Genomic DNA, 24417 nt, shown 5'->3' on the forward strand with positions numbered 1-24417 from the left:
TCCCGGGCATCCACGACTTCCTTTCTTTCGAGAGACAAAGACGTGGATGGCCGGGACGAGCCCTGCCATGACATGCGAAAAGAGCCTCAGCCCACCCGCCATTCCCTCACGCCGTCACTTGCCGTGACGATGTCACCCGTGCTGCCGACCGGCGTGCGGTCGAGGTTCTGCAGATAGGTCAATGTCGCCGTGTCGCTCGCCGGGATGCGGCCGAGGGTGCGGCGGCCGTCTTCGGTGCGTAGCATGGTGACACCGTGCTCGACCTCGCCATTGGCGCGATAGATCACGGTGAAGGCCTCGACCTTGCCCTTTCCCGTTGCCTCGGCGGTGAAGTCGGGCACGTTGCGACGGTTGCGATCGGCTTCCGCCTGCACACTGGTCTCCTGCTTGAGTGCCGCCGTCGGCGCCGCGCGCGACAGCACGAGGCCATGGTGCTTGGTGACGAAGCCGCCCTGGCCGTAGAGCAGGCCGAGCGTGCCGCCGCTGCGCAGCTTGCGCACCATCGCGCAGGCCGAATGCGTCATGTAGGTGTTGAGCGGCGCGCCGAAGAACGTCAGACCACCGGTCACGGTCGGCTGCACGTCGCTGCCCAAGCCGAGCGTCCGGCGCGCCATCTTCGGCACGCAGGGGAAGCAGCTATAGAGCTCGATCGCGTCGAATTTTTTGCCGTCGCCGCCGACGAGGTCCATCACCGCCTTGAGCACCGCATTCTGCGCGTGGCTCTCGACGAACTGGTCGCGGATCAGATAGTCGCGCGGCTCTTCCGCCGAGGCGCCCCCGAGCGGATAGATCAGTTTGTCCTCAGGCACGCCGGCGGCGCGCGCTTTGGCGAGGCTGGTCAGGATCAGCGCGCCGCCCATGTTCACCGTCGGGTTCGCCACCATCAGTTTGGTGTAGGGCCAGGCGATCATCCGGTTGTCCGGTGTCGCCGTGGTGATCTCGTCGCCGGTGAAGCGCTTCTTCAGCCACGAGTTCGGATTGTCGGCGGCAACCCGCGCGTAGGTCGACCACAGGTCGCCGGACTCCTTGAGCGCCTCGCGTGGCGTCTGGCCCCAATGCGCCGAGGTCGCGGACTCATAGAGTGGGTAGACCGTGATCGGCCGGAACACGCCGAGCGCAACGGCAAGCGGCTTCTGGAACGCGGCGCCGCGCTTCGGCTCCTCCACGTCGTGGGCGAACGGCGTCCACGGCAGTTCGACGCCGGCGCGCTGCGCCTTGGTCGCGGTCGACTGTGCCTCCGCGCCGCAAACCGCGGCAACGCTGCATTCGCCGCGCGCGATGCGCTGTGCCGCCTCGTGCAGATAGCGGATCGGGCTCTCGCCGCCGACCGGGCCGTAATAGAGATGCGCGGGCGCAATGCCGAGCCGCTGCGCGAGCTGCTTCTCGGGATCGCGGTAGCGCCAGCTCAGGAAGTTGACGACGTCGAGCGACTGCACATCGGCGAGCAGCTTTGCGCCGCTGTCGGCCTCGGCGCGTTTCAGCGCCTCTTCGAGCAAAGTGAGCGGCTCGAGGCCGGCGGCGATGTCCTTGGGACGATCGACGACCTCGCCGACGCCGACGATGACGGGAATGCGGTCTTCGGGGATGCTGTTCGACATTCTTGTTGCTTCACTCTGCGGTATTGGGCTCGATGGTTGTTCTGGGCGTCATTGCGAGCGAAGCGAAGCAATCCATATCTCGACCCGGGGAGAGGTGGATTGCTTCGTCGCTTCGCTCCTCGCAATGACGGTTATGCTGTTGTGTTACTCCGCCACCAGCGCGTTCATGTGCTCGACGGCCTCGACGAAATCTTCCTTGAATTCCTGCACCACGGCGCCGGCGGACTTGACGCTGTCGACCAGGCCGACACCCTGGCCGACGAAGTAGCTGACGAGATCGCGGGCCTTCTCGTTGCCGGCTGCGGCTGCGCGGTCGATCGCGTTGAAGGCGTCGCGGCTGATGATGCTTTGCAGCGGCATCGGCAGCGCGCCGGGGCTGTCCGGCGAGCGGTCCCAGGCGTCGGTCCAGACCGAGCGGAGCTGCCGCGCCGGCTTGCCGGTGCGGCCCTTGGAGCGGATGGCGTCGCGGGAGGAGGCCGCGATCATCTTCTCGCGGAAGATCTCCGAGGTCTCCGACTCCACAGTGGCAAGCCACACCGAGCCGGTCCAGGCGCCGGCCGCGCCCATCGCCATGCAGGCCGCCATCTGGCTGCCGGTCATGATGCCGCCGGCGGCGAGCACCGGCACGTCGCGAATCTTCCTGACCGCCTTGATCACCTCGGGCACCAGCACCATGGTCGAGACTTCGCCGCAATGGCCGCCGGCCTCGGTGCCCTGCGCGACCAGGATGTCGACGCCGGCCGCGACCTGGCGCAACGCATGCTCCTTGGAGCCGACCAGCGCCGCCACCGGCACGCCGTGCTTGCGGCCCATCTCGATCATCGCCTTCGGCGGCACGCCGAGCGCGTTGGCGATCAGCCGGATCGGATGGCGGAACGAGACCTCGAGCAGTTGCAGCGCGGTCTCGGCATCGAACGGCTGCGGCTGGTTGTCGGCAACGCTCTGCGCCGTGAGCTCGATGTTGTATTTCTTCAGCAGATTGCGGGTGAAATCGCGATGCTCCTGCGAGACGCGTTTCTCGAGGCTCTTCCAGGTGACGTTCTTCTCACCTGCGGTCGAGATGTTCTCCGGGATCAGCACGTCGATGCCGTAGGGCTTGCCGTCGACGTGATCGTCGATCCATTTCAATTCCTGCTCCAGCGTCTCCGGCAGATACCGGGTCGCGCCGAACACGCCGAAGCCGCCGGCGCGGCTGACCGCCGCCACCACGTCGCGGCAGTGGCTGAAAGCGAGCAGGGGGAATTCAATTCCCAGCATGTCGCAGATCGGTGATTTCATGGACTGGTTTTCTCCCGGCAGCCGTTTTTTGTGCTTGTTGGCATCAGGCTTCCGCGACGCTAGCGCATCATGGATGGTCAAGCCAAGCTGGTTTCCACTACGGCGATCTTGCGTGCAGGCGCTGCTCTGGCTGCATCGCTCGCGACGCATTCCGCAAGGTAGAAAATGCGAGAGCCCGGGCTGGGCAAAGCCGAGCGTGCCCACCATCTAGTGCGAGCATGCGGATGGGCACGACGGTCGCCGCCCAACCTTTGGAAAAACATAAACCGGGAGCCAACAACGTGTCTGACACCTCTGCCTACGAGCCGCCGAAAGTCTGGACCTGGAACAAGGAGAGCGGCGGGCGCTTCGCCAGCATTAACCGGCCGGTCGCCGGTCCCACCCATGACAAGGAACTGCCGGTCGGTCGTCATCCGCTGCAGCTCTACTCGCTGGCGACGCCGAACGGCGTCAAGGTCACCGTGATGCTGGAAGAGCTGCTCGCGGCCGGTCACAAGGGCGCGGAATACGACGCCTGGCTGATCAAGATCGACGGCAACCAGTTCGGCAGTGGCTTTGTGGCGGTCAATCCGAACTCGAAGATCCCGGCCCTGATGGACCGCAGCGGGAAGGACGCCATCAGGGTGTTCGAGTCGGGCTCGATCCTGGTCTATCTCGCGGAAAAGTTCGGCGCGTTCCTGCCGACTGATGTGAAGACCCGCGCGGAAACCTTCTCCTGGCTGTTCTGGCAGATGGGCTCCGCGCCCTATCTCGGCGGCGGCTTCGGGCATTTTTATGCTTATGCGCCGACCAAGATCGAATACGCCATCGATCGCTTTGCGATGGAGGTGAAGCGCCAGCTCGACGTGCTCGACCGCAGGCTCGCCGACAACGAATATCTCGCGGGTGATGTCTACACCATCGCCGACATGGCGGTGTGGCCCTGGTACGGCAGCCTCGCCAAGGGCCTGCTCTACGGCGGCGGCGAATTCCTCTCGGTGCAGGACTACAAGAACGTGCAGCGCTGGACCGACACGATCGCGGCGCGGCCCGCGGTGAAGCGCGGCCGCATGGTCAACCGCACCTGGGGCGAGCCGTCGAGCCAGCTCCACGAGCGCCATGACGCCAGCGATTTCGAGACCAGGACGCAGGACAAGATCGGCGAGCAGGCGGCGTCGTGACAAAACTGGTCATGGCCGGGCTTGTCCCGGCCATCCACGTCTTTCATTCCACGTGATGCAAAGACGTGGATGCCCGGCACAAGGCCGGGCATGACGAAATGAGACGCTGCGCTAACCCGCCCTACGCATCACCCCAACAAATCGTCATACTCCGGATGCTTCTTCATGAAGCCCTGGATGAACTCGCATTTCACGACGAGCTTGATCTTCTGCGCGCGCACCGCATCCAGCGTCGCGCGAGCGAGCTTGGAGCCGATGCCGCGGCCGCCGAGCTCCGGCGGCACCTCGGTATGCACCAGCGTGATCGTATCCGGCGTCTTGCGGTAGACCACGAAGGCGGTGGCGCCATCGACGGCGAGTTCGAACCGGCTCTGCGCGGGGTTGTCGCGGAATGCTTCGCTCATTGTCTTGTCCTATTTCTTCTTTGCGCCCTCGGCTGCGGGAAACACCACGCGGTCGTCGGTGCGGCAGTAGCGGTCGGCGAACATGCGGCCGATCGGGTGGTAACGCTCCATGTGGACGCGCATCGCATCACGATCCCACAATTCGTCGCGGATGTGGAAGTGGATGCCTTCGCCCATGATCAGCTGGCGGTCGCCATTGACGTCGATCAGCTTCCAGGTCTTGCACTCCATCGCGAACGGCGCATCGGCAAGCCGGGGCACCGCAATCTTGCTGGAGGGCGCGAGCTTCAAACCGAGATAGTCGGGCTCGCCGATTTCAGGCGGGAAATCGCCCGAGGTTTCGTGCATCGCGCGCGCCAGTGGTTCGACGGTGAGATTGACTACGAACTCGCCCAGGCGCTGGATATTGACCAGCGTGTCCTTCTCGCGGCCGTCGGGCCTGCGGTTGACCGCGAACATGCAGAGCGGCGGGTCCTCGCAGAACACGTTGAAGAACGAGAACGGCGCCGCGTTGACGACGCCGTCGGCGCCGAGGCTCGTCACCCAGGCGATCGGCCGCGGCAGCACGAAGGAGGTCAGCACCTTGTAGCGTTCACGCTGGCTGAGGTCGCTCGGGGAATATTCCATGGGGAGACTCTCTTGCTTGTCTCGCCCCGCTTGCGGGGAGAGGCCGGAGTTCAAGCGTAGCTTGAAATCCGGGTGAGGGGGACTCTCCGCGAGTCCCATCTCTCACCGACTTTGCGGAGGCTCCCCCTCATCCCGACCTTCTCCCCGCACGCGGGGAGAAGGGGAAGAGAGGACTATGTCATGCTCAGTTCGTGGCGGCCGACCACCATCCAGTGCACCTCGTCCGGACCGTCGGCGAAGCGCAGATGGCGGACGTCCTGATACATCTCGCCGAGCGGGGACCACTGCGAGATGCCGGTGGCGCCGTGCATCTGGATCGCCTGGTCGATCACCTTGCAGGCGCGTTCGGGCACCATGGCCTTGACCATCGAGACCCAGACGCGGGCTTCCTTGTTGCCGAGCACGTCCATCGCCTTGGCCGCCTTCAACACCATCAGCCGCATCGCCTCGATCTCGCAGCGCGCCTGGGCGATGATCTGCATGTTGCCGCCGAGATGGGCGATCTTCTTGCCGAACGCCTCGCGGGTGAGGCCGCGCTGCACCATCATGTCGAGCGCCTTCTCGGCCTTGCCGATGGTGCGCATGCAATGATGGATGCGGCCGGGGCCGAGGCGGACCTGCGAGATCTCGAAGCCGCGGCCTTCGCCGAGCAGCATGTTCTCCTTCGGCACTTTCACATTGTTGAAGCGCAGATGCATGTGGCCGCGCGGCGCGTGGTCATGGCCGAACACGTGCATCGGGCCGAGGATCTCGACGCCGGGGGTGTCGATCGGGACCAGGATCTGCGACTGCTGCTTGCTCGGCGCCGCGTCGGGATTGGTCTTCACCATCACGATCATGATCTTGCAGCGCGGATCGCCGGCGCCGGAGATGTAGTACTTCTCGCCGTTGATCACCCACTCGTCGCCGACCAGCTTTGCGGTGGTCGAGATGTTCTTGGCGTCGGAGGAGGCGACGTTCGGCTCGGTCATCGCATAGGCCGAGCGGATCTCGCCGTTGAGCAGCGGCTTCAGCCACTTCTCCTTCTGCGCCTTGGTGCCGACGCGCTCCAGCACCTCCATGTTGCCGGTGTCGGGCGCCGAGCAGTTCATGGTCTCGGAGGCCAGCGGGCTCTTGCCGAGCTCGGCGGCGATATAGGCGTAGTCGAGGTTGTTGAGGCCGTCGCCGGTTTCGGCGTCGGGCAGGAAGAAGTTCCAGAGGCCGACTTCCTTCGCCTTGTCCTTGGCCTTCTGCAGGATCGCGAGCTGTTGGTCCGTGAAGCTCCAGCGGTCGGTCTTCTTCTCGCCGGCGCGATAGAACTCCACCGACATCGGGTCGACGGTGTCGCGGATGAACTGCTTCACATGGTCGTAGAGCGGGCGGACCTTGTCCGACATGCGGAGGTCGTTGAGCTCGTCGCCCGGATTGAGCGTGTAGTTCGTGGTGCGCGGCACATAGGCATGCTTCATTATCGTTTCTCCCGTCGCGAAGGCGCGTTCGCGGCGGACAATAAACACGTGCGACGCGAAGCGCGAGTACCGATTTTCCTGATGTCTCTACCGCATCGCGGAATTTCGCGACGGCGTTTCAAACGTTGTTTGAACGCCGTCGCGGACAGCGTGAAAACGTCCAGCGGACGCCGGTTAGGTCATCCGATGCATCGCGCAGATCTTGTTGCCGTCGAGGTCACGAAGATAGGCGAGGTAGAGCTTGATGCCGCTGCCCTCGCGCACGCCCGGCGGATCTTCGCAGGGCTTGCCGCCATTGGCGACGCCGGCCGCGTGCCAGGCATGGACCTGCTCCGGCGAAGAGCAGGCAAAGCCGATCGTGCCGCCATTGGCGTGCGTGGCCGGTTCGCCGTTGATCGGCTTGGAAACCATGAAAATGCCGGCCTTGGTGAGGTACATAATGCGGTGACCGTCAACCCGGGCCGGCCGGACATCGAGCGTGCCGAGCAGCGCATCATAAAACGCCTTGGCCTTGTCCAGATCGTTGGTGCCAACCATCACGTGTGAAAACATCTGAAATATCCTCCCTGTTGTTGACGAAAGCCGCTTTGTCGCGTGCCTGCCGCTCGAACGCTTAGCAGCAGTTTCGCCGCGACGGAAGCGACGCTGCGTCGCGCGTGGCGTGGTGTGGCAACTTGAATCGAGGACCATCCCCATCGTCGTCCCGGCGCAGGCCGGGACCCATAACCACAAATGCCAACTGTTGTGTATCGCTGGAACGACGAGTCCCGTTCACTACGCCTGCCGCGGCGTATGGGTCCCTGCTTTCGCAGGGACGACACCGGTGTTGCGGCAAGAGGCAACTCAGAACGCCGTGTACCCGCCGTCGATCACGAAGCAATCCGCCGTATGGTAGGACGACGCCTTGCTCATGAGATAGACGGCGATGCCGCCGAAGTCGCTCGGCTCGCCGAAGCGGCGTACCGGGATGCGCGGCATCACATTGGCGACGAACTTGTCGTTGGCCATAATACCCGCGGTCATGTCGCTCTTGATCCAGCCGGGCAGGATCGCATTCGCGGTGACGCCGTGGCGGGCAAGTTCGACGCCAAGCGCGCGGCACAGCGCGTTCAGCGCGGCCTTGGTGCCGGCATAGTGCTCGTTGCGCGCGGTGCCGAACAGCGAGGCGAGGCTCGAGGTCGCGACCAGCCGGCCGAACTTGTCGCCGGCCTCGGAGCGCTCGGTCATGTGGCGTGCCGCAGCCTGGAATACGTGAAACACGCCGTCGAGATTGGTCGCGAACATCTTGCGCCATTCCTCCTCGGTGCGGTCGATGAAGGAGCGGCGTCCGCCGCCGCCGATGCCGGCATTGGCGAAGCAGCCGTCGACGCGGCCGAAGGTGTCGAGCGTCGCCTTCATCGCGGTCTTGACCGATCCGGGATCGGTGACGTCGCAGAATTGGGTCGCGACCTTGCCGGGCCCGGCCTTCATCGAGGCCGCGGCGTTGGCGTTTTTTTCCGCGTTGCGGCCCCAGATCGCGACGTTGCAGCCGGCGGCGTTCAACGCCTGCGCGATGCCGAGGCCGATGCCGCCATTGCCGCCGGTGATGACAGCAACGCGGCCGGTGAGATCGAAGATGCCACTCATTGGGGTTTCCATTTGGTTTGGTGCGCGCTAATCACGCGTTCACCGATGGGCTTGCTGCCGACCATGGACAAGCCCGGCACAAAAATCAAATATAGGTCGAAGCATCGACCTACTGCGGTACCAACCGCCGCAGCAACGTAAAGAGGAAACCATGCAGTTCAAGCACGTCACGCTCGACTTTGACGGATCGGTCGCGATCCTCAAGCTCGACCATCAAGAAGTCATGAACGCGGTCTCGATCGACATGCTGGGCGGCCTTGCCGAGGCGCTCGATGCGATCGACGACAAGCGCGACGAGGTGCGCTGCCTGGTGATCACGGGCGCGGGCCGCGCCTTCTGCACTGGTGCCAATCTGCAGGGCCGCAACCAGCAGCAGAAGCCCGGCAAGAGCAACGCCGGCGCGGCGCTGGAGACCGCGTTCCATCCGTTCCTGCGCCGATTGCGTAAGCTGCACTGTCCGATCGTGACGGCGGTGAACGGTCCGGCCGCCGGCGCCGGCATGAGCTTCGCCTTGATGGGCGACCTCATCCTGTGCGCGCGCTCGTCCTACTTCCTGCAAGCGTTCCGCCGCATCGGCCTGGTGCCGGATTGCGGCTCGACCTGGCTGCTGCCGCGGCTGATCGGCAAGGCGCGTTCGGTCGAGCTGTCGCTGCTCGGCGAGCGGCTGCCGGCCGAGAAGGCGCTGGAGTGGGGCCTCGTCAACCGCGTCTATGACGACGGCGCGCTGATGGAGGAGACCATGAAGCTCGCGCATGATCTGGCCAACGGCCCGACGGTTGCGCTGTCGCTGATCCGAAAGCTCTATTGGGACAGCCCGGAAAACACCCTTGAGGATCAGCTCAATCTGGAATTCGAGTCGCAGCGGATCGCGGGCCGCGCCGAGGATTTCAAGGAAGGCGTCACCGCGTTCCTCGAGAAGCGGCCGGCGAAGTTCACGGGCAAATGATCGAGACCGAACTCACCCGCTGCGTCGCCTCGTTTCATCCTGGCGCGACCGGCGTCACCGGCGCGGCAAAACTATCCGGCGGCGCCAGCCAGGAGACCTGGACGTTCGACATCGTGCACCCGAACGGCAATGTCGGCGCGATCCTGCGCCGCGCACCGCCGGGTTACGGTGCGGCGCCCGGCCGCGCCGCCGGCCTCGATGCCGAGGCGACGCTGATGCAGCTCGCGCATGACGCGGGCCTGCCGTCGCCGAAGGTGATGCATGTCTTGACGCCGGACGACGGCCTTGGCCGCGGCTTCATCATGGCGAGGGTCGAAGGCGAGACCATCGCGCGAAAAATTTTGCGCGACGAGGAATTTGCCAAGGCGCGGCCGATGCTGGCGCGCCAGCTCGGCCGTGTCATCGCCGGCATTCATGGCCTGCCGCGAGCAAAATTGCCGCAGCTGCGCGGCCTGACGGCAACCAAGGAAATCGAGGATCTCGCCCGCGAGTATCACAGCTTCAACTGGCCGCGGCCGGTGTTCGAATTGGCGCTGCGCTGGCTGCGCGATCACGATCCCGGTCCGTCGTCCGAGGTGACGCTGGTGCACGGCGATTTCCGCCACGGCAATCTGATCATCGGCCCCGACGGGGTGCGCGCGGTGCTCGACTGGGAGCTCGCGCACACCGGCGATCCCATGGAGGATCTCGGCTGGATCTGCGTCAATTCGTGGCGCTTCGGCGAGATCGACAAGCCGGTCGGCGGTTTTGGCACACGCGAAGATTTGTTCGCAGGCTATGAGGAAGCCGGCCGCAAGGCTGACCCTGACCGGGTGATGTTCTGGGAAGTGATGGGGACGCTGCGCTGGGGCGTGATGTGCTGCGGCATGATGCAGCGCTTCCGCCTGGGCCCCGATCACTCGATGGAGCGCGCGATGATCGGGCGCCGCGCGTCGGAGACCGAGATCGATCTGCTTAGGTTACTCGTACCGCGCGCATGATCCCGAAAAGTGGCATCCGGTTTTCGGAATCGATCATGCGCAAAAGAAAGAGCAAATGAGATGCAGGACGAACCGACACCCACCGAACTGATCAAGGCCGTCGCCGATTTCCTGCGCAACGAGATCGCGCCTGTCATCAAGGGGCACAACAGCTTCAAGCTGCGCGTCGGCATCAACGCCCTCGATCTGGTGACGCGGCAGCTCGCGCTCGCCGAGGCGGGCGACGCCACCGAGGCCGCGCGGCTGAAGGCGCTGCTCGGCGCGGACGGTTCGCTGATGGAGCTGAACCGCGCGCTGTCGGAGAAGATCGCAAGCGGCGAGGTTGATCTGAAGACACCCGGGCTATCCGAGCATCTCTGGCAGACCACGATGGACAAGCTCGCCGTCGATCAGCCGAACTACGCGTCCTACAAGAGGGAGTTGGGAAACAAGTAGGATGGGTAGAGCGAAGCGAAACCCATTGCGACACATGGATGGCGCTGATGGGTATCGCTGCGTTCAACAGGCCGCAATACATCCGACGTCGTCCCGGCGAAGGCCGGGACCCATTACCACGAATATCGATTGTTGCGCACTGCCGGAACGACGGTCCCGTTCACAACACTGGCCGCGGAGTATGGGTCCCGGCCTGCGCCGGGACGACGAGTGGAGAGAGCGATTACCGCCCCAGCCACTTCGGCGGGCGCTTCTCCGAAAACGCCTTCGGGCCCTCGATATAATCCTGCGAGGCGGCCATCGCCTTCACCGCAGGATAGTCGCGCTGCTCGGCCAGCGCCTGCTCGAGCGAGACTTCGAGGCCCCTCTGGATCGCTTGCTTGGAGGCACGGATCGACATCGGCGAGTTCTTGGCGATGGTCTCGGCCCAGCGCTCGGCGGCGGCCAGCGCCTCGCCCTGCGGCACCACCTCATTGACGAAGCCGAGTTCGAGGCCTTCCTTGGCGCTGACATGGCGCGCGGTCAGGATCATGCCCATGGCGCGCTTCAGACCGATCTGGCGCGGCAAGCGGTGGACTCCGCCAGCGAGCGCGGCGAGGCCGACGCGCGGCTCGGGCAAAGCGAAGGTCGCATTCTCGGAGGCGATGATCAGGTCGCAGGCCAGCGCGATCTCGAAGCCGCCGCCCATCGCGACGCCATTGACGGCGGCGATGATCGGCTTGTCGCAGTCGAAGCGGCTGGTCAGCCCGGCGAAACCGCCCTTGTCCCAGCCGCGCTTGCCGCCGGCGGCCTGCCATTTCAGGTCGTTGCCGGCGCAGAACGCCTTGTCGCCGGCGCCGGTGACGATCGCGACCCACTGCTCGGGATCGGCGGAGAAGTCGTCGAACACCTTGTTGAGCTCGAAATGCGCGTCGATATGCAGCGCGTTGTAAACCTCGGGCCGCGACAGCGTCACGATGGTGATGGGACCCTTGCGCGTCACCTTGGAGAATTTCAGATCCATGTTTGCTCCCGTCGATTTTCTGCGGCGAAGAATATGGCCACTATCCTAGCGCCTGCGCCTCGTTCCGCGCCATCCAATTACGCAACGCCACCGCGCGCGCAAGCCTCATCGGCCTGCTTGACTTGGCGGCGTGCTTCTCACCTTAATCGATCCGAACGCGGCTGCGCGATAGCGTCTAAACGCAAAACCAGAATCAACAATATCTTCGGGAGTGACCGCCTTGGATTTCAACCTGCCGGCTGACCTGACAGCCTATCTCGCCGAGCTCGATCGCTTCATCGAACGCGAGGTCAAGCCGCTGGAAGCGGCTGACGACAACATCCGTTTCTTCGATCATCGCCGCGAATGGGCACGCACCGATTTCGACAAAGGCGGCCTGCCGCGCCGTGAATGGGAGCTCTTGCTGCGCAAGGTCAAGAACCTCGCCGATGCCGCCGGTCATCTGCGCTTTGCGATCCCGAAACGTTACGGCGGCAAGGACGGCTCCAATCTCTGGATGGCCGTGATCCGCGAGCATTTTGCCTCGAAGGGTCTCGGCCTGCACAACGATCTGCAGAACGAGCACTCGATCGTCGGCAACCTGCCGATCGTCACCATGCTCGACCGCTATGGCACCGACGAGCAGAAGGCGATGATCGACGGCTCGATCATCGGCAAGTACCGGATCACGTTCGGCCTCACGGAGCCCGAGCACGGTTCCGACGCCACGCATATGGAGACCAGGGCGGTGCCGGCGACGCGCGACAACGTCAAGGGCTGGATCATCAACGGCGAGAAGATGTGGACCACCGGCATGCATGTCGCGACCCACTGTGCGCTGTTTGCCCGCACCTCCGGCGACGATGGCGACGCGCGCGGCATCAGCTGCTTCCTGGTGCCGGCGAATTCGGCGGGAGTGAAGGTCGAGGAGTATATGTGGACCTTCAACATGCCGACCGATCATCCGCGCGTCAGCTTCACCGACGTGTTCGTGCCTGAGGATGCGCAGTTCGGCGAGGTCGGCCGCGGCCTGTCGCTGGCGCAATGTTTTGTCCATGAGAACCGCATCCGCCAGGCCGCGAGCTCGCTTGGCGCCGCCGTGTATTGCATCAACGAAAGCGTGAAATACGCGCGTGAGCGAAAACCGTTCGGCAAGGCGCTGGCCGAGAACCAGGCGATCCAGTGGCCGCTGGTCGAACTCGCGACCCAGGCCGAGATGCTGCGGCTGTTGATCCGCAAGACCGCCTGGGAGATGGATCAACTCACCCAGGCCCAGGTCGAGCACACGCTGTCCGACCGGGTCTCGATGTGCAACTTCTGGGCAAATCGTCTGTGCTGCGAGGCCGCCGACCGCGCGATGCAGGTGCATGGCGGCATGGGCTATTCGCGCCACAAGCCGTTCGAGCACATCTACCGCCATCATCGCCGCTATCGCATCACCGAAGGCAGCGAGGAGATCCAGAAGCGCAAGGTGGCGGGCTTCCTGTTCGGCTACATGGGAGCCGGCAAGCACTGAGGCACCAGAGCGTTTTCGAGCGAAGTGGATACCGGTTCGCGTCAAGAAAACGCGTCAAACAAGGATCTAGAGGCGGTACGACATGGAAGGTGGATGCACTTGCAGAAGCGTCCGCTACCGCCTGACCGGCAGGCCGCTGATCGTGCATGCCTGCCATTGCACCTGGTGCCAGCGCGAGACCGGCACCGTGCACGCGCTGAACGCGATGTACGAGGCCGAGCGGGTCGAGCACATCGCGGCCGAGCCCGAGATCGTGGACACGCCGTCGGCGAGCGGCAAGGGCCAGAAGATCGCCCGCTGCCCGCGCTGCAAGGTCGCGGTGTGGAGTAATTATCCGGGCTCGGGACCGGCGGTGCGCTTCGTCCGCGTCGGCACGCTGGATGATCCGAGCCAGTGCCCGCCTGATGTCCACATCTTCACGTCGTCGAAGCAGCCCTGGGTGACGTTCCCGCCGGGCGCCAAGGTGTTCGCCGAATATTACGATCGGAGGGAGGTCTGGCCGAAAGAGGCGCAGGAGCGCTGGCGCGTCTTACGGGAGAGGATGAAGAAGGGGTGATGCGCGACTCTCCTCCCGCGTCGTCCCTGCGAAAGCAGGGACCCATAACCACAGTCGGCCATTGGTTGAGCGGGCTGTGGCCCGGCATCGTTGTAACGAACAACGGTGGTTATGGGTCCCGGCTCGCGCGGAGCCTGTCATCGGGCGGCGCTTCGCGCCGACCCGTTGGCTTGGCCGGGACGACAGGGGAGGCTAATTCACCTGCCGGTCCTTCCCCACCCAGTACGGATCGCGCAAATTCCGCCGCAAAATCTTGCCCGACGGGTTGCGCGGCAGCGCCGGGATGAAGTCGACCGATTTCGGCGTCTTATAGCCCGCGATCCGCTCGCGGGTGAAGTTGATGATGTCGGTCGCGGTCGCGCTCTTGCCCGGCTTCATCACCACCACCGCCTTCACCGCCTCGCCCCATTTGTCGTCGGGGATGCCGATCACGGCGGCTTCCGCCACATCCGGGTGGTCGCACAGCGCGCTCTCGACTTCGGCCGGATAGATGTTCTCGCCGCCGGAGATGATCATGTCTTTGATGCGGTCGTGGATGTAGAGATAGCCGTCACTGTCCATATAGCCGGCATCGCCGGTGCGCAGCCAGCCGTCGCTATCGATGGTGCGCGCGGTGGCCTCGGGCAAATTCCAGTAGCCGGCCATGTTGGAGCCGGAGCGGGTGGCGATCTCGCCGACTTCGCCCGGCGGCAGCGGCTTGCCGTCCGGATCGAGGATCGCAAGCTCGATGCCGGGCAGCGCCTTGCCGGCGGAACGCATGCGGTCGAGCCCCTCGATGTGATCCTCCGGCGGCAGCGCGACGATGGTGCCGGTGGTCTCGGTCATGCCGTACATCTGCACGAAGCCGCATTTGAAGACCTCGATGCACTCCTTCAGCAGCGCCGCCGGGATCGGCGAAGCGCCGTAGAGCATGTATTTCAGGCGCGAGAAATCGACCTGCCGCGCGCGCGGCTGCCGCACCACGAATTGCATCGCGGCCGGCACCATGAACAGCTTGGTGATGCCGGACTGCTCGAAGAAATCGAGCACCTTGGTCGGGTCGAACTCGCGGGCGATGACGCCGCGGGCGCCGTGATAGAGCCCCATCACGCCCCAGCCGGAGCCGCCGATGTGGAAGATCGGCATCGCGACCAGCGAGACGTCGTCGGTGGTCCACCGGTTCCATTCCGGCTTCTCGGCCTCGTTGCCGCTCTGCACCAGATTGAGGAAATTGGCGTGCGACAGCATCGCGCCCTTCGGCTTGCCCGTGGTGCCCGAGGTGTAGAGCTGGATCGCGATGTCCTTGGGCTCGATCGCAACGCGCGGATCGTCGCCGCTCTGGGCGTCGCGCCAGGCGAGATAGTCGGGCCATTCCGGCGCGCCGCCCTCGGTGGTGATGACGGTGCGGACGCTGGGGAGCTTGTCCCTGATGTTGCGCGCCTGCGTGATGAATTCGGGCCCGACGAACAGCACCGGCGCCTTGCAGTCGTCGACGATGAAGGCGACCTCGGGGCCTGCGAGGCGCCAATTCACCGGCGCCATCACCACGCCGGCTTTCATCGCACCCATTAGCAATTCGAAATAGAAGTCGCTGTTCTTGCCGAGATAGGCGATGCGCTCGCCTTTCTTGATGCCCATCGCGATCAGCGCGCTGGCGACCCGGTTGGTCTTGACGTCGAACTCGGCGAAGGAGGTTTGCCGTCCCTCGAACTCATAGGCCAGCGCATCGCCGCGGCTCCTGGCGCGGTTGCGCACCATGTCGGCAAGATTGCTCAGTTTCGGCGCGTCGGACATGTTTCCCCCGTGACGTCTTGTTTTGGTTGCGCGGAGTGTGGCGGCATCGCGCGGGAAAAACAATACGGGGAGGTGGCCGCGACGTTTCAACATCGTCGTCCCGGGCAAGCGAAGCGCGACCCGGGACCCATAACCACAGGATCAAGTTCTCGAGCGCGCTGTGGCCCCAGCGTGCTCGGTGGTTTTGAGCGGTGGTTATGGGTCCCTGCTTTCGCAGGGACGACAGTGGCGCAAGCGCGGGCTTCAACCCCGCGCCGCGCGATCCTTCTCGTTCTGGGCCTTGATCGAGTCGCGCGCCTTGGTCCAGTCGTCGTCGCTCCAGTCGCGCAGCTGATAGAAATTGCCGCCCATCGCGAGCGCTTGCGCGCCGTCCATGGCGATGGTCTCGCCGTTGATCCAGTCGCAGCCGCCGGAGATCAGGAACACCGCGAGGTTCTGCAGCTCCTCCATGGTGCCGACGCGGCCCATCGGGTTCATCGCCTTGGTGCGCGCGCCGGCCTCGTCGCCGGGCTTGATGCGCTTGCTCATGCCCTCGGTCGGGATCTCGCCGGGTGCGATGGTGTTGAGGCGGATGCCGTGGCGGCCCCATTCGATCGCAAGCGACATCGTCATGGCATGGATCGCCGACTTGCTCATCGCCGACGGCACCACAAAGGGCGAGCCGTTGCGCACCCAGGTCACGGTGATCGACACCACGTTGCCGCGATGCCCGCCGGCGATCCAGCGCCGGCCCACCGCGTGCGTCACATAGAAGGTGCCGTGCATCACGATGTTGGCCACCGCATCGAACCCTCGCGCGGAGAGTTCTTCCGAGCGCGAGATGAAATTGCCGGCGGCGTTGTTGATGAGATCGGTGAGGGGACCGCTGGTGGTCCAGATCGCCTCGATCATCTCGTCGACGGCCATCGCGTTGCGGATATCGACGCCGTGGCTGACCACGCGTCCGCCGTGCTCGGCCATCAGCTCGGTGGCGGTTTCGTCGCAAACGCTCTTGCGGCGGCCACAGATATGCACCTCGGCCCCGAGCTGCAGGAACCGCGAGGCCATGGCCTTGCCAAGGCCGGTGCCACCACCGGTTACCAGTATGCGCCGCCCGGCAAGAAGCTGATCAGAGAACATCGTTTCCTCCACGGGGGTTGTCAGTTAATTGGTCGATTGACTAAAAGCGGACAACGGCCTTTGTGTAAAGCGCCAACTCAAGGACAAAGCGGAGGGAATGATGGAAGATCGCGTTTCGATATCGATTTCAGACGGTATCGCCGATGTCCGCCTGGTGCGGGCGGACAAGATGAACGCGCTCGATGCCGCGATGTTCGAGGCATTGGTCGCCGCAACCGACCGGCTTTCCAAGGAAAAAGGCGTCCGGGTCGTCGTGCTGTCCGGCGAGGGCCGGGCCTTCTGCGCCGGCCTCGACATGGGCCGGTTCGCGGCCATGAAGGACGGCGGTAACGGAGTGCCGGGCGGCGAGAACCGGGATCTCACCATGCGCACCCATGGCAAGGCCAATTTCGCGCAGCAGGCGGTCTGGGGCTGGCGCCAGCTTCCGGTGCCGGTGATCGCCGCGGTCCATGGCGTCGCGTTCGGCGGCGGCTTCCAGCTCGCCCTCGGCGCCGACATGCGCTTCCTGTCGCCGGACGCGCGGATGTCGATCATGGAGATCAAATGGGGCCTCGTCCCCGACATGGCCGGCACGCCGATCCTCGCGAGCCTGGTGCGCGACGATATCCTGCGCGAGCTCACCTACACCGGCCGCATCTTCTCGGCGCAGGAAGCACAGGCTTACGGCCTCGCCACCCGCGTCTGCGACGATCCGCGCGCCGCCGCGCTCGAAGTCGCGCGCGAGATCGCCGGCAAGAGCCCGGATGCGATCCGCGCCGCGAAGCGGATGCTGAACAATCTGTCGGTCGATCCGGCCGCCGCGCTGCTTGCGGAATCGGTCGAGCAGCAGAAGCTGCTCGGCAGCCCGAACCAGACCGAATCCGTGCGCGCCAATCTGGAGAAGCGCGCACCAAGGTTTGCGGATGTGGGGTAGCGACCGCCGCGTCATTCTGGGATGGTCCGAAGGACCAGTCCCAGAATCTCGAGATTCCGGGTTCGCGCTTCGCGCGCCCCGGAATGACAGCTAAACCCGACGAAAGATCGGACCACGACAATGGAAACGTCAAAGCCCTTCCTCGGCATCGTCAGCGGCGGTCGCCGGCGCGATCACGCTGCGGTCGCCGAGCGCACTGAGCGCATTGCCAGCGGCCTGAACAAGCTCGGCGTCAAGCCGGGCGACAGCGTCTGCATGCTGATGCGCAACGACATTGCCTTCATCGAGGCGGCCTACGCCGCGATGCGGCTCGGCGCCTACGGCGTGCCGATCAACTGGCACTTCAAGCCGGAGGAGATCAACTACGTCCTGACGGATTCCGGCACGCGCGTCCTGATCGGTCATGCCGACATGCTGCACCCGCTGCGCGGCGCGATCCCGCCCGATGTCACCGTGCTCAGCGTGCCGACGCCGCCGGAAATCCTCGCCAACTACAAGATCAATCCCGATCATCTCCCGACACCGGATTTCGCGATCGATTTCGAACCCTGGCTGGCGCAGTTCCCGCGCTATGACGGCCCTGTGGTGCCGCAGCCGCAGAACATGATCTACACCTCGGGCACGACAGGCCATCCGAAGGGCGTGCGCCGCTTCGCGCCGACGCCGGAACAGACCGCCAATGCGGAGGCGATGCGCGGGATGATCTACGGCCTGAAGCCGGGAGCACGCGCGATCCTGCCGGGACCGCTCTACCATTCGGCGCCGAATTCCTTCGGCCTGCGTTCGGGCAAGCTCGGCGGCGCGCTGGTGCTGATGCCGCGCTTCGACGCGGAGGAATTTCTGCAGCTGATCGAGCGCGAGAAGATCGACACCATCTTCATGGTGCCGACCATGTTCATCCGCCTGATGAAGCTGCCCGAGGAGGTGCGCCGGAAGTACGACATGTCGTCGCTGCGCCACATCATCCATGCTGCTGCGCCGTGCCCTGCCGACGTCAAGCATGCCATGATCGAATGGTGGGGGCCGGTGATCTATGAATTCTACGGCTCGACCGAGTCAGGCGCAGTCACCTTCGCCACCTCCGAGGACGCGCTGAAGAAGCCCGGCACGGTCGGAAAGATCTCGCCCGGCGCCGAACTGCGCTTCGTCGGCGACGACGGCAAGGAGGTGCCGCAGGGGCAGATCGGCGAGATCTACTCGCGGATCGCGGGAAATCCCGATTTCACCTATCACAACAAGTCGGAGAAGCGCGCCGAGATCGACCGGCAGGGATTCATCACCTCGGGCGATGTCGGCTATATCGACGCGGACGGCTACGTCTTCATCTGCGACCGCAAGCGCGACATGGTGATCTCAGGCGGCGTCAACATCTACCCGGCCGAGATCGAGTCCGTGCTGCATGCGGTGCCCGGCGTGCACGACTGTGCGGTGTTCGGCATTCCCGACGCCGAGTTCGGCGAGGCGCTGATGGCGGTGATCGAGCCGCAGCCCGGCGTGACGCTCGACATCGCCTCGGTCCGCGCCCAGCTCAAGACCGCGCTCGCCGACTACAAGGTGCCCAAGCACATCGAGATCCAGACCAATTTGCCGCGGGAGGATTCCGGGAAAATTTTCAAGCGCCGGTTGCGCGATCCGTATTGGGAGCGGGCCGGGCGGAGGATCTAGGATTTAGGGCCGCAAAGGAGCCTGTCGTCCCGGGCAAGCGAAGCGCGACCCGGGACCCATAACCACAGATGTCTCCGTTGCGCGAGCTGCGGCCCCATCCGATGCCAACCTCGGATATCGGTGGTTATGGGTCCCTGCTTTCGCAGGGACGACGGCCGTGTGTGCAGCGCTTCCAAGTTCATCTTGCGCTGCGGCAAAAAAAGCGCACACTCCGGAGGAACCCGGCAGCCTCTGGAGTAGCCCGCCATGTCACCCCAGACCATGCCTTCCGAGACCGACCTCGGTGCCAGGAGTGCCGCAGAAGCCAGTTTCCTTGAGAAGGCGGCACAAGAGGAGGATGCACGGCTCCGGAACGACATCCGTCTGCTGGGGCGCGTGCTGGGCGATACCGTGCGCGACCAGGAAGGGGCCGACGTGTTCGACCTGGTCGAGCGCATCCGCCAGACCTCGGTCCGGTTCCATCGCGACGAGGACAAGCTGGCGCGGCGGGAGCTGGAAGGCATCCTCGACGGCATGTCGATCGCCGAGACGCTGCAGATCGTCCGCGCCTTCAGCTATTTCTCCCACCTCGCCAACATCGCCGAGGACCAGAACAACATCCGCCAGATGCGCAGCCGCGGCCCCAGCGGGGCGCCGCGGCCGAGCACGCTGGAGCAAACGCTGGTCCATGCCCGCGAGGCCGGCATCAGCCCGGCCGACCTGCGCAGCTTCTTCAAGAGCGCGCTGGTCAGCCCGGTCTTGACCGCGCATCCGACCGAGGTCCGCCGCAAGAGCACGATGGACCGCGAGATGGAGATCGCGGACCTGCTCGACCGCCGCGAGCGGCTAGAGATGACGCCGGAGGAGAGCGAGGCCAGCGACGAGCAGCTGCGCCGCGCGGTCGTGACGCTGTGGCAGACCAACCTGCTGCGCCGGACCAAGCTCACCGTGCTCGACGAGGTCGCCAACGGCCTGTCGTTCTACGATTACACCTTCCTGCAGGAAGTCCCGCGCGTGCACTGCGCGCTGGAGGACCGCCTGAACCACGAGGGCGGCGAGGCGGGCGAACTCGCCTCGTTCCTCCGGATGGGAAGCTGGATCGGCGGCGACCGCGACGGCAATCCGTTCGTCACCGCGGAGGTGATGCGCGGCACGCTGCGGCTGCAGTCGAGCCGGGTACTCAGCTTCTATCTCGAACAGCTGCATACGCTCGGCGCCGAGCTGTCGCTCGCGGCGCACCTCGCCGACGTCTCGGACGAATTGCGCATCCTCGCCGAGCGCTCGCCGGACACCTCGCCGCATCGGAGCGGCGAGCCGTATCGTCTGGCGGTATCGGGCATCTATGCGCGGCTCGCGGCCACCGCCATGCGGCTCGAAGTCGAGACCATGCGGCCGCCGGTCGGCAAGGCCGAACCCTATGCGAGCGTCATGGAATTCCAGGCCGATCTCGACGTGCTCAATCGCTCGCTGATCGCCAACAATTCCGGGGTGATCGCGCGCGGCCGGCTGCGACAGCTGCGGCGGGCGGTCGATTGCTTCGGCTTCCATCTGGCGCGGCTCGACATCCGCCAGAACTCGGCGGTGCACGAGCGCACCATCGCGGAGCTGCTCGACACCGCAAATCCCGGCATGTCCTATCTGGCGCTCGGCGAGGATGCGCGCGTCAGCCTGCTGCTCGGCGAATTGCGCAACGCGCGGCCGCTGGCCTCGCCCTTCGTCAAATATTCCGAGGAGACCCAAAGCGAGCTCGCCGTGTTCCGTGCCGCGGCCGAGGCCCACGCCAGGTTCGGTCCCGAGGTGATCCCCCAGTGCATCATCTCGATGTGCAAGGGCATGTCCGACATGCTTGAGGTCGCGGTGCTGCTGAAGGAGGTCGGGCTGGTCAATCCGTCCGGCCGCAGCGCCATCAACATCGTGCCGCTGTTCGAGACCATCGAGGACCTGCAGGCTTCCAGCGGCATCATGGACCGCATGCTGGTGCTGCACGACTATCGCAAGCTGGTCGACAGTCTCGGTAGCGTGCAGGAGGTAATGCTCGGCTATTCCGACAGCAACAAGGATGGCGGTTTCGTCACCTCGGGCTGGGAGCTCTACAAGGCCGAGATCGGCCTCGTCGAGGTGTTCGAGCGCCACGGCGTGCGGTTGCGCCTGTTCCATGGCCGCGGCGGCTCGGTTGGCCGCGGCGGCGGCCCGAGCTACGATGCGATCATCGCGCAGCCCGGCGGCGCGGTGAATGGTCAGATCCGTATCACCGAGCAGGGCGAGATCATCTCGTCAAAATATTCCAATGCCGAGGTCGGCCGTAGCAATCTGGAGATCCTCGCCGCCGCGACGCTGGAAACCAGCCTGCTGCAGCCGCGGCAGAGCGCGCCGCGCCCCGAATATCTCAAGGCGATGGAGGAGATCTCCGCGCTCGCGTTCAAGGCCTATCGCGGCCTCGTCTATGAAACCGAAGGCTTCGCCGATTATTTCTGGGGTTCGACCGTCATCAACGAGATCGCGACGTTGAACATCGGCAGCCGTCCGGCTTCGCGCAAGAAGACCCGCGAGATCGAAGACCTGCGCGCGATCCCGTGGGTGTTCTCTTGGGCGCAATGCCGGCTGATGCTGCCGGGCTGGTACGGCTTCGGCAGCGCGGTCGAGACCTGGATCGCCGAGCATCCCGAGCAGGGCATGCCGTTCCTGCAGGAGCTTTACAAGGAATGGCCGTTCTTCCGCACGCTGCTCTCCAACATGGACATGGTGCTGGCGAAGAGCTCGATCGCGATCGCCTCGCGCTATGCGGAGCTGGTGCCCGACGTCGCGCTGCGCGAGAAGATCTTCGGCCAGATTCGCCGTGAGTGGCATCTTGCGATCGAGACGCTGCTCGACATCATGGGCCACGACCGGCTGCTGCAGGGCAACCCGCTGCTGGAGCGCGGCATCCGCAACCGCTTCCCTTATCTCGATCCGCTCAACCACGTGCAGGTTGAACTGCTCAAGGAGCATCGCGCGAAGGACCCGGACGAGCAGGTGCTGCGCGGGATTCAGATCACGATCAACGGGATCTCGGCTGGCTTGCGGAACAGCGGCTAGCCCGTCGTCCCGGCGAAAGCAGGGACCCATAACCACGACCGGGAGTGTCGTGAACGATGTGGGCCCCAGCTTTCTTCAACAATCAACACTGGTGGTTATGGGTCCCTGCTTTCGCAGGGACGACGGCGCATTCACGTCAGCAGTTATGCGCGCCTCTGGTCTCGACGTAGACCGCGTAGAGCGACTGGCTTGCGGTCATGAACAGGCGGTTGCGCTTCTTGCCGCCGAAGGTGAGGTTGGCGCAGGTCTCCGGCAGCAGGATCTGGCCGATGCGCGCACCGTCCGGCGCGAACACCTGCACGCCGTCATAGCCCGGGCCGACCCAGCCGGCGCCGACCCAGATGTTGCCGTCGATATCGACACGCATGCCGTCCGGGAAGCCTGACTTGCCGTCCAGCGTCATGTCGATCAGCGTGCGCGGGTTGGAGAGCTTGTCGCCGTTGAGGTCGTACTGCCAGACGATGTTCTTCGCGTTCGGGTAGTGCGTGATGCCGGTGTCGCAGACATAGACCTTCTTGTAATCGTGGCTGAAGGCGATGCCGTTCGGCTTGAACGGTTCGTCGGCAACCTTGGTGATTTGTCCGGTCGCCGCGTCGATGCGGTAGACGGCCTCCTTCTGGTAGGGCTGGTTCGAGCCTGTGTTGGCGCGCTGGCCCTCGTAGATCGAGATCGCGCCGTAGCCGGGATCGGTGAACCAGATCGACTTGTCGGTGGGATGCACGACCATGTCGTTCGGCCCGTTGAGCTGCTTGCCATTGGCCTGCTCGGCCAACGACGTGACGGTTCCATCGTGCTCGTAACGCGCCAGCCGCGTGCGCTCGGCCGTGATCTGGCGGCCCTCGAAATCGAAGGTCGAGCCGTTGGCCTCGTTCGACGGCTTGTGGAACTGCTCGGAGATGTGGCCGTCATCGTCGAGATAGCGCAACTGCCGGTTGGCCGGGATATCGCTCCACACCAGATACTGGCCCTGCGCGTTCCAGGCCGGGCCTTCCGCCCAGAGGCAGCCGGTGTAGAGCCGCTTGATCGCGGTGTTGCCGACCTTGGCTTTGAAGCGCTTGTCGTCGATCACGACGATGTCCGGATCGGGATAACGCTGCGGCTCCGCATTGCGGCCGAAGTCGCGCGCTGCAGCATCGGATGCAGCCATCGCAGTTGCAGCAAGCGCGGTTGCGCCGCGCAAGATGGTTCGACGGTCGAACGCCTTCGTGCCGTCGCTCTCGTGTTGCTCAGTGTTGTTAGGATTTGTCACGAAAGTCCTCCCAGGTTTTTTGTTATCGGGAGGACGATCATGCGCCGGCAATTCGGGCACAATGCGGGCGCGCTATGAAAAAACAACCAAAGAGTGTGTCGCCCCCGCTGCTTCGCGGAGGCGACGTTTCATAAAACTGTCAGATCGGATCAGCTCAGATCGGATCCCAGGTGAAGACGTCGGCCGAGCGGTCGAGCTTGGCGAACGATCCCTTCAGCGCCGGCATGCCGTGTTCGGCAATGGTCTCGGGCGTCCAGCCTTCGCCGCGATGAACCGAGCGCACCGGGCGATGCTGGCCGAACAGGAAGATCTCGTTCATGCGCACGCCGAAGATCTGCCCGGTGACGTCCTTGGCGGCGTCCGAGAGCAGGTAAGCGCAGACCGGTGCGATCTTCTCCGGGCCCATCTGCTTGATTTTCTCGACGCGCGCCTTCTCGGCATCGGTCTCGGTCGGGATGGTGCCGATCATGCGGGTCCAGGCGAACGGCGACACGCAATTCGAGCGCACGTTGAAGCGGCCCATGTCGAGCGCGATCGACTTCGAGAGGCCGACGATGCCGAGCTTGGCGGCGGCGTAATTGGCCTGGCCGTAATTGCCGATCAGGCCGGAGGTCGAGGTGAAGTGCACGAACGAGCCTGATTCCTGCTCGCGGTAGATGCGCGCCGCGGCGTGGCTGACATAGAACGAGCCCATCAGATGCACCTTGATGACGGCCTCGAAGGCTTCCACGCTCATCTTGTGGAAGATCATGTCGCGCAGGATGCCGGCATTGTTGACGACGCCGTCGAGCCGGCCGAAGTGATCGGTCGCGGTCTTCACGATCTTGCTGGCGGGAATGGCTTCGGCCACCGACTCGAAATTGGCGACGGCCGTGCCGCCGCGCTTCTTGATCTCCTCGACCACTTCCTCGGCGGGCGCGGCGCTCGAGCCGCCGCCGTCGGCCGCGCCGCCGGGATCGTTGACCACGACCTTGGCGCCTTCCGCCGCGCAGAGCAGCGCAATCTCGCGGCCGATGCCGCGGCCCGCGCCGGTGACGATGACGACTTTATCCTGCAGTGATTTTGCCATGTGGGTTCTCCTTGTTGCT

Annotated in this window: 21 protein-coding genes; 9 read left to right on the top strand and 12 right to left on the bottom strand. The window is 64.7% G+C overall.

Going from position 1 to position 24417, the window contains the following annotated elements; all coding sequences use genetic code 11:
- Positions 1–86: 86 nt before the first annotated feature.
- Together ACOIX3_RS13040 and ACOIX3_RS13045 are read right to left on the bottom strand one after the other, a co-directional pair.
- Entirely contained in the window at positions 87–1598 is a 1512-nt protein-coding gene (locus ACOIX3_RS13040; protein ID WP_420970216.1) for an acetyl-CoA acetyltransferase, read from the bottom strand.
- 144 nt (positions 1599–1742) lie between these two features.
- On the bottom strand, positions 1743–2876 hold the full coding sequence (locus ACOIX3_RS13045) for a nitronate monooxygenase (protein ID WP_420970217.1): 1134 nt from the start codon (positions 2874–2876) through the stop codon (positions 1743–1745).
- 281 nt (positions 2877–3157) lie between these two features.
- On the opposite strand from ACOIX3_RS13045, the gene yghU reads away from it, so the two are divergent.
- Positions 3158–4036 (top strand): glutathione-dependent disulfide-bond oxidoreductase, encoded by an 879-nt coding sequence (gene yghU / locus ACOIX3_RS13050; protein ID WP_420970218.1) that lies wholly within the window; start codon positions 3158–3160, stop codon positions 4034–4036.
- Positions 4037–4164: 128 nt separating this feature from the next.
- Here the strand turns inward: yghU and ACOIX3_RS13055 are convergent, their stop codons facing one another.
- From ACOIX3_RS13055 to ACOIX3_RS13075, 5 genes are all read right to left on the bottom strand, one after another.
- The gene (locus tag ACOIX3_RS13055; protein WP_420970219.1) at positions 4165–4440 is read right to left on the bottom strand and encodes a GNAT family N-acetyltransferase; all 276 of its coding nucleotides are present in this window, start codon (positions 4438–4440) and stop codon (positions 4165–4167) included.
- Between the two features lie 9 nt (positions 4441–4449).
- Positions 4450–5067: a flavin reductase family protein gene (locus ACOIX3_RS13060; RefSeq protein ID WP_420970220.1), complete on the bottom strand. Its 618-nt coding sequence runs from the start codon at positions 5065–5067 to the stop codon at positions 4450–4452.
- 173 nt (positions 5068–5240) lie between these two features.
- A complete protein-coding gene (locus tag ACOIX3_RS13065) occupies positions 5241–6518 on the bottom strand; it encodes an acyl-CoA dehydrogenase family protein (protein ID WP_420971725.1) in 1278 nt (425 codons plus the stop codon).
- A 171-nt stretch (positions 6519–6689) separates the two neighbouring features.
- On the bottom strand, positions 6690–7067 hold the full coding sequence (locus tag ACOIX3_RS13070) for a VOC family protein (RefSeq protein ID WP_420970222.1): 378 nt from the start codon (positions 7065–7067) through the stop codon (positions 6690–6692).
- A 291-nt stretch (positions 7068–7358) separates the two neighbouring features.
- A complete protein-coding gene (locus tag ACOIX3_RS13075) occupies positions 7359–8141 on the bottom strand; it encodes an SDR family NAD(P)-dependent oxidoreductase (RefSeq protein WP_298369857.1) in 783 nt (260 codons plus the stop codon).
- 151 nt (positions 8142–8292) lie between these two features.
- On the opposite strand from ACOIX3_RS13075, the gene ACOIX3_RS13080 reads away from it, so the two are divergent.
- Genes ACOIX3_RS13080 through ACOIX3_RS13090 form a run of 3 tightly spaced genes read left to right on the top strand, consistent with a single transcriptional unit; the run spans position 8293 to position 10502 of the window.
- The gene (locus ACOIX3_RS13080) at positions 8293–9087 is read left to right on the top strand and encodes an enoyl-CoA hydratase/isomerase (RefSeq protein WP_212311161.1); all 795 of its coding nucleotides are present in this window, start codon (positions 8293–8295) and stop codon (positions 9085–9087) included.
- Positions 9084–10067 carry a phosphotransferase family protein gene (locus ACOIX3_RS13085; RefSeq protein WP_420970223.1) on the top strand — a complete coding sequence of 328 codons (984 nt, stop codon included), beginning with the start codon at positions 9084–9086 and terminating at the stop codon, positions 10065–10067. Before ACOIX3_RS13080 ends, ACOIX3_RS13085 begins: the two co-directional genes overlap by 4 nt.
- A gap of 60 nt (positions 10068–10127) precedes the next feature.
- Entirely contained in the window at positions 10128–10502 is a 375-nt protein-coding gene (locus ACOIX3_RS13090; protein WP_420970224.1) for a DUF6285 domain-containing protein, read from the top strand.
- Positions 10503–10725: 223 nt separating this feature from the next.
- Here the strand turns inward: ACOIX3_RS13090 and ACOIX3_RS13095 are convergent, their stop codons facing one another.
- Complete coding sequence (locus ACOIX3_RS13095; RefSeq protein WP_420970225.1) at positions 10726–11505, bottom strand: enoyl-CoA hydratase-related protein; 780 nt, start codon at positions 11503–11505, stop codon at positions 10726–10728.
- 220 nt (positions 11506–11725) lie between these two features.
- Here ACOIX3_RS13095 and ACOIX3_RS13100 point away from each other — a divergent pair, with 220 nt between their 5' ends.
- A complete protein-coding gene (locus tag ACOIX3_RS13100) occupies positions 11726–13000 on the top strand; it encodes an acyl-CoA dehydrogenase family protein (protein ID WP_420970226.1) in 1275 nt (424 codons plus the stop codon).
- Between the two features lie 82 nt (positions 13001–13082).
- Positions 13083–13556 carry a GFA family protein gene (locus tag ACOIX3_RS13105; RefSeq protein WP_420970227.1) on the top strand — a complete coding sequence of 158 codons (474 nt, stop codon included), beginning with the start codon at positions 13083–13085 and terminating at the stop codon, positions 13554–13556.
- 192 nt (positions 13557–13748) lie between these two features.
- Here ACOIX3_RS13105 and ACOIX3_RS13110 read toward each other — a convergent pair whose 3' ends face one another.
- Both ACOIX3_RS13110 and ACOIX3_RS13115 read right to left on the bottom strand, forming a co-directional pair.
- Complete coding sequence (locus ACOIX3_RS13110) at positions 13749–15329, bottom strand: fatty acid--CoA ligase (protein ID WP_420970228.1); 1581 nt, start codon at positions 15327–15329, stop codon at positions 13749–13751.
- A 243-nt stretch (positions 15330–15572) separates the two neighbouring features.
- Positions 15573–16448, bottom strand: coding sequence for an SDR family oxidoreductase (locus tag ACOIX3_RS13115; RefSeq protein WP_420970229.1), 876 nt, complete (start codon positions 16446–16448; stop codon positions 15573–15575).
- Between the two features lie 100 nt (positions 16449–16548).
- Here ACOIX3_RS13115 and ACOIX3_RS13120 point away from each other — a divergent pair, with 100 nt between their 5' ends.
- The 3 genes from ACOIX3_RS13120 to ppc all read left to right on the top strand — a co-directional run bounded on the left by ACOIX3_RS13120 (position 16549) and on the right by ppc (position 22080).
- Positions 16549–17361, top strand: coding sequence for a crotonase/enoyl-CoA hydratase family protein (locus tag ACOIX3_RS13120; protein ID WP_420970230.1), 813 nt, complete (start codon positions 16549–16551; stop codon positions 17359–17361).
- A 120-nt stretch (positions 17362–17481) separates the two neighbouring features.
- Entirely contained in the window at positions 17482–19026 is a 1545-nt protein-coding gene (locus tag ACOIX3_RS13125) for an acyl-CoA synthetase (RefSeq protein ID WP_420970231.1), read from the top strand.
- 246 nt (positions 19027–19272) lie between these two features.
- Positions 19273–22080, top strand: coding sequence for a phosphoenolpyruvate carboxylase (ppc, locus tag ACOIX3_RS13130; RefSeq protein WP_420970233.1), 2808 nt, complete (start codon positions 19273–19275; stop codon positions 22078–22080).
- A 136-nt stretch (positions 22081–22216) separates the two neighbouring features.
- Here ppc and ACOIX3_RS13135 read toward each other — a convergent pair whose 3' ends face one another.
- Together ACOIX3_RS13135 and ACOIX3_RS13140 are read right to left on the bottom strand one after the other, a co-directional pair.
- Positions 22217–23329, bottom strand: a complete 1113-nt coding sequence (locus tag ACOIX3_RS13135; protein WP_420970234.1) for an SMP-30/gluconolactonase/LRE family protein — start codon at positions 23327–23329, stop codon at positions 22217–22219.
- Positions 23330–23483: 154 nt separating this feature from the next.
- A complete protein-coding gene (locus ACOIX3_RS13140; protein ID WP_420970235.1) occupies positions 23484–24398 on the bottom strand; it encodes an SDR family oxidoreductase in 915 nt (304 codons plus the stop codon).
- Positions 24399–24417: the final 19 nt, after the last annotated feature.

Origin of the sequence: Bradyrhizobium sp. B120 (genome assembly GCF_049075665.1) — a bacterium.
Taxonomy (GTDB): domain Bacteria; phylum Pseudomonadota; class Alphaproteobacteria; order Rhizobiales; family Xanthobacteraceae; genus Bradyrhizobium.

Excerpts from the sequence above, each read along its gene's own strand:
- ACOIX3_RS13040 (WP_420970216.1), bottom strand. The coding sequence starts at position 1,598 with ATGTCGAACAGCATCCCCGAAGACCGCATTCCCGTCATCGTCGGCGTC.
- ACOIX3_RS13045 (WP_420970217.1), bottom strand. The coding sequence starts at position 2,876 with ATGAAATCACCGATCTGCGACATGCTGGGAATTGAATTCCCCCTGCTC.
- ACOIX3_RS13055 (WP_420970219.1), bottom strand. The coding sequence starts at position 4,440 with ATGAGCGAAGCATTCCGCGACAACCCCGCGCAGAGCCGGTTCGAACTC.
- ACOIX3_RS13060 (WP_420970220.1), bottom strand. The coding sequence starts at position 5,067 with ATGGAATATTCCCCGAGCGACCTCAGCCAGCGTGAACGCTACAAGGTG.
- ACOIX3_RS13070 (WP_420970222.1), bottom strand. The coding sequence starts at position 7,067 with ATGTTTTCACACGTGATGGTTGGCACCAACGATCTGGACAAGGCCAAG.
- ACOIX3_RS13075 (WP_298369857.1), bottom strand. The coding sequence starts at position 8,141 with ATGAGTGGCATCTTCGATCTCACCGGCCGCGTTGCTGTCATCACCGGC.
- ACOIX3_RS13080 (WP_212311161.1), top strand. The coding sequence starts at position 8,293 with ATGCAGTTCAAGCACGTCACGCTCGACTTTGACGGATCGGTCGCGATC.
- ACOIX3_RS13085 (WP_420970223.1), top strand. The coding sequence starts at position 9,084 with ATGATCGAGACCGAACTCACCCGCTGCGTCGCCTCGTTTCATCCTGGC.
- ACOIX3_RS13090 (WP_420970224.1), top strand. The coding sequence starts at position 10,128 with ATGCAGGACGAACCGACACCCACCGAACTGATCAAGGCCGTCGCCGAT.
- ACOIX3_RS13095 (WP_420970225.1), bottom strand. The coding sequence starts at position 11,505 with ATGGATCTGAAATTCTCCAAGGTGACGCGCAAGGGTCCCATCACCATC.
- ACOIX3_RS13105 (WP_420970227.1), top strand. The coding sequence starts at position 13,083 with ATGGAAGGTGGATGCACTTGCAGAAGCGTCCGCTACCGCCTGACCGGC.
- ACOIX3_RS13110 (WP_420970228.1), bottom strand. The coding sequence starts at position 15,329 with ATGTCCGACGCGCCGAAACTGAGCAATCTTGCCGACATGGTGCGCAAC.
- ACOIX3_RS13115 (WP_420970229.1), bottom strand. The coding sequence starts at position 16,448 with ATGTTCTCTGATCAGCTTCTTGCCGGGCGGCGCATACTGGTAACCGGT.
- ACOIX3_RS13120 (WP_420970230.1), top strand. The coding sequence starts at position 16,549 with ATGGAAGATCGCGTTTCGATATCGATTTCAGACGGTATCGCCGATGTC.
- ACOIX3_RS13125 (WP_420970231.1), top strand. The coding sequence starts at position 17,482 with ATGGAAACGTCAAAGCCCTTCCTCGGCATCGTCAGCGGCGGTCGCCGG.
- ppc (WP_420970233.1), top strand. The coding sequence starts at position 19,273 with ATGTCACCCCAGACCATGCCTTCCGAGACCGACCTCGGTGCCAGGAGT.
- ACOIX3_RS13140 (WP_420970235.1), bottom strand. The coding sequence starts at position 24,398 with ATGGCAAAATCACTGCAGGATAAAGTCGTCATCGTCACCGGCGCGGGC.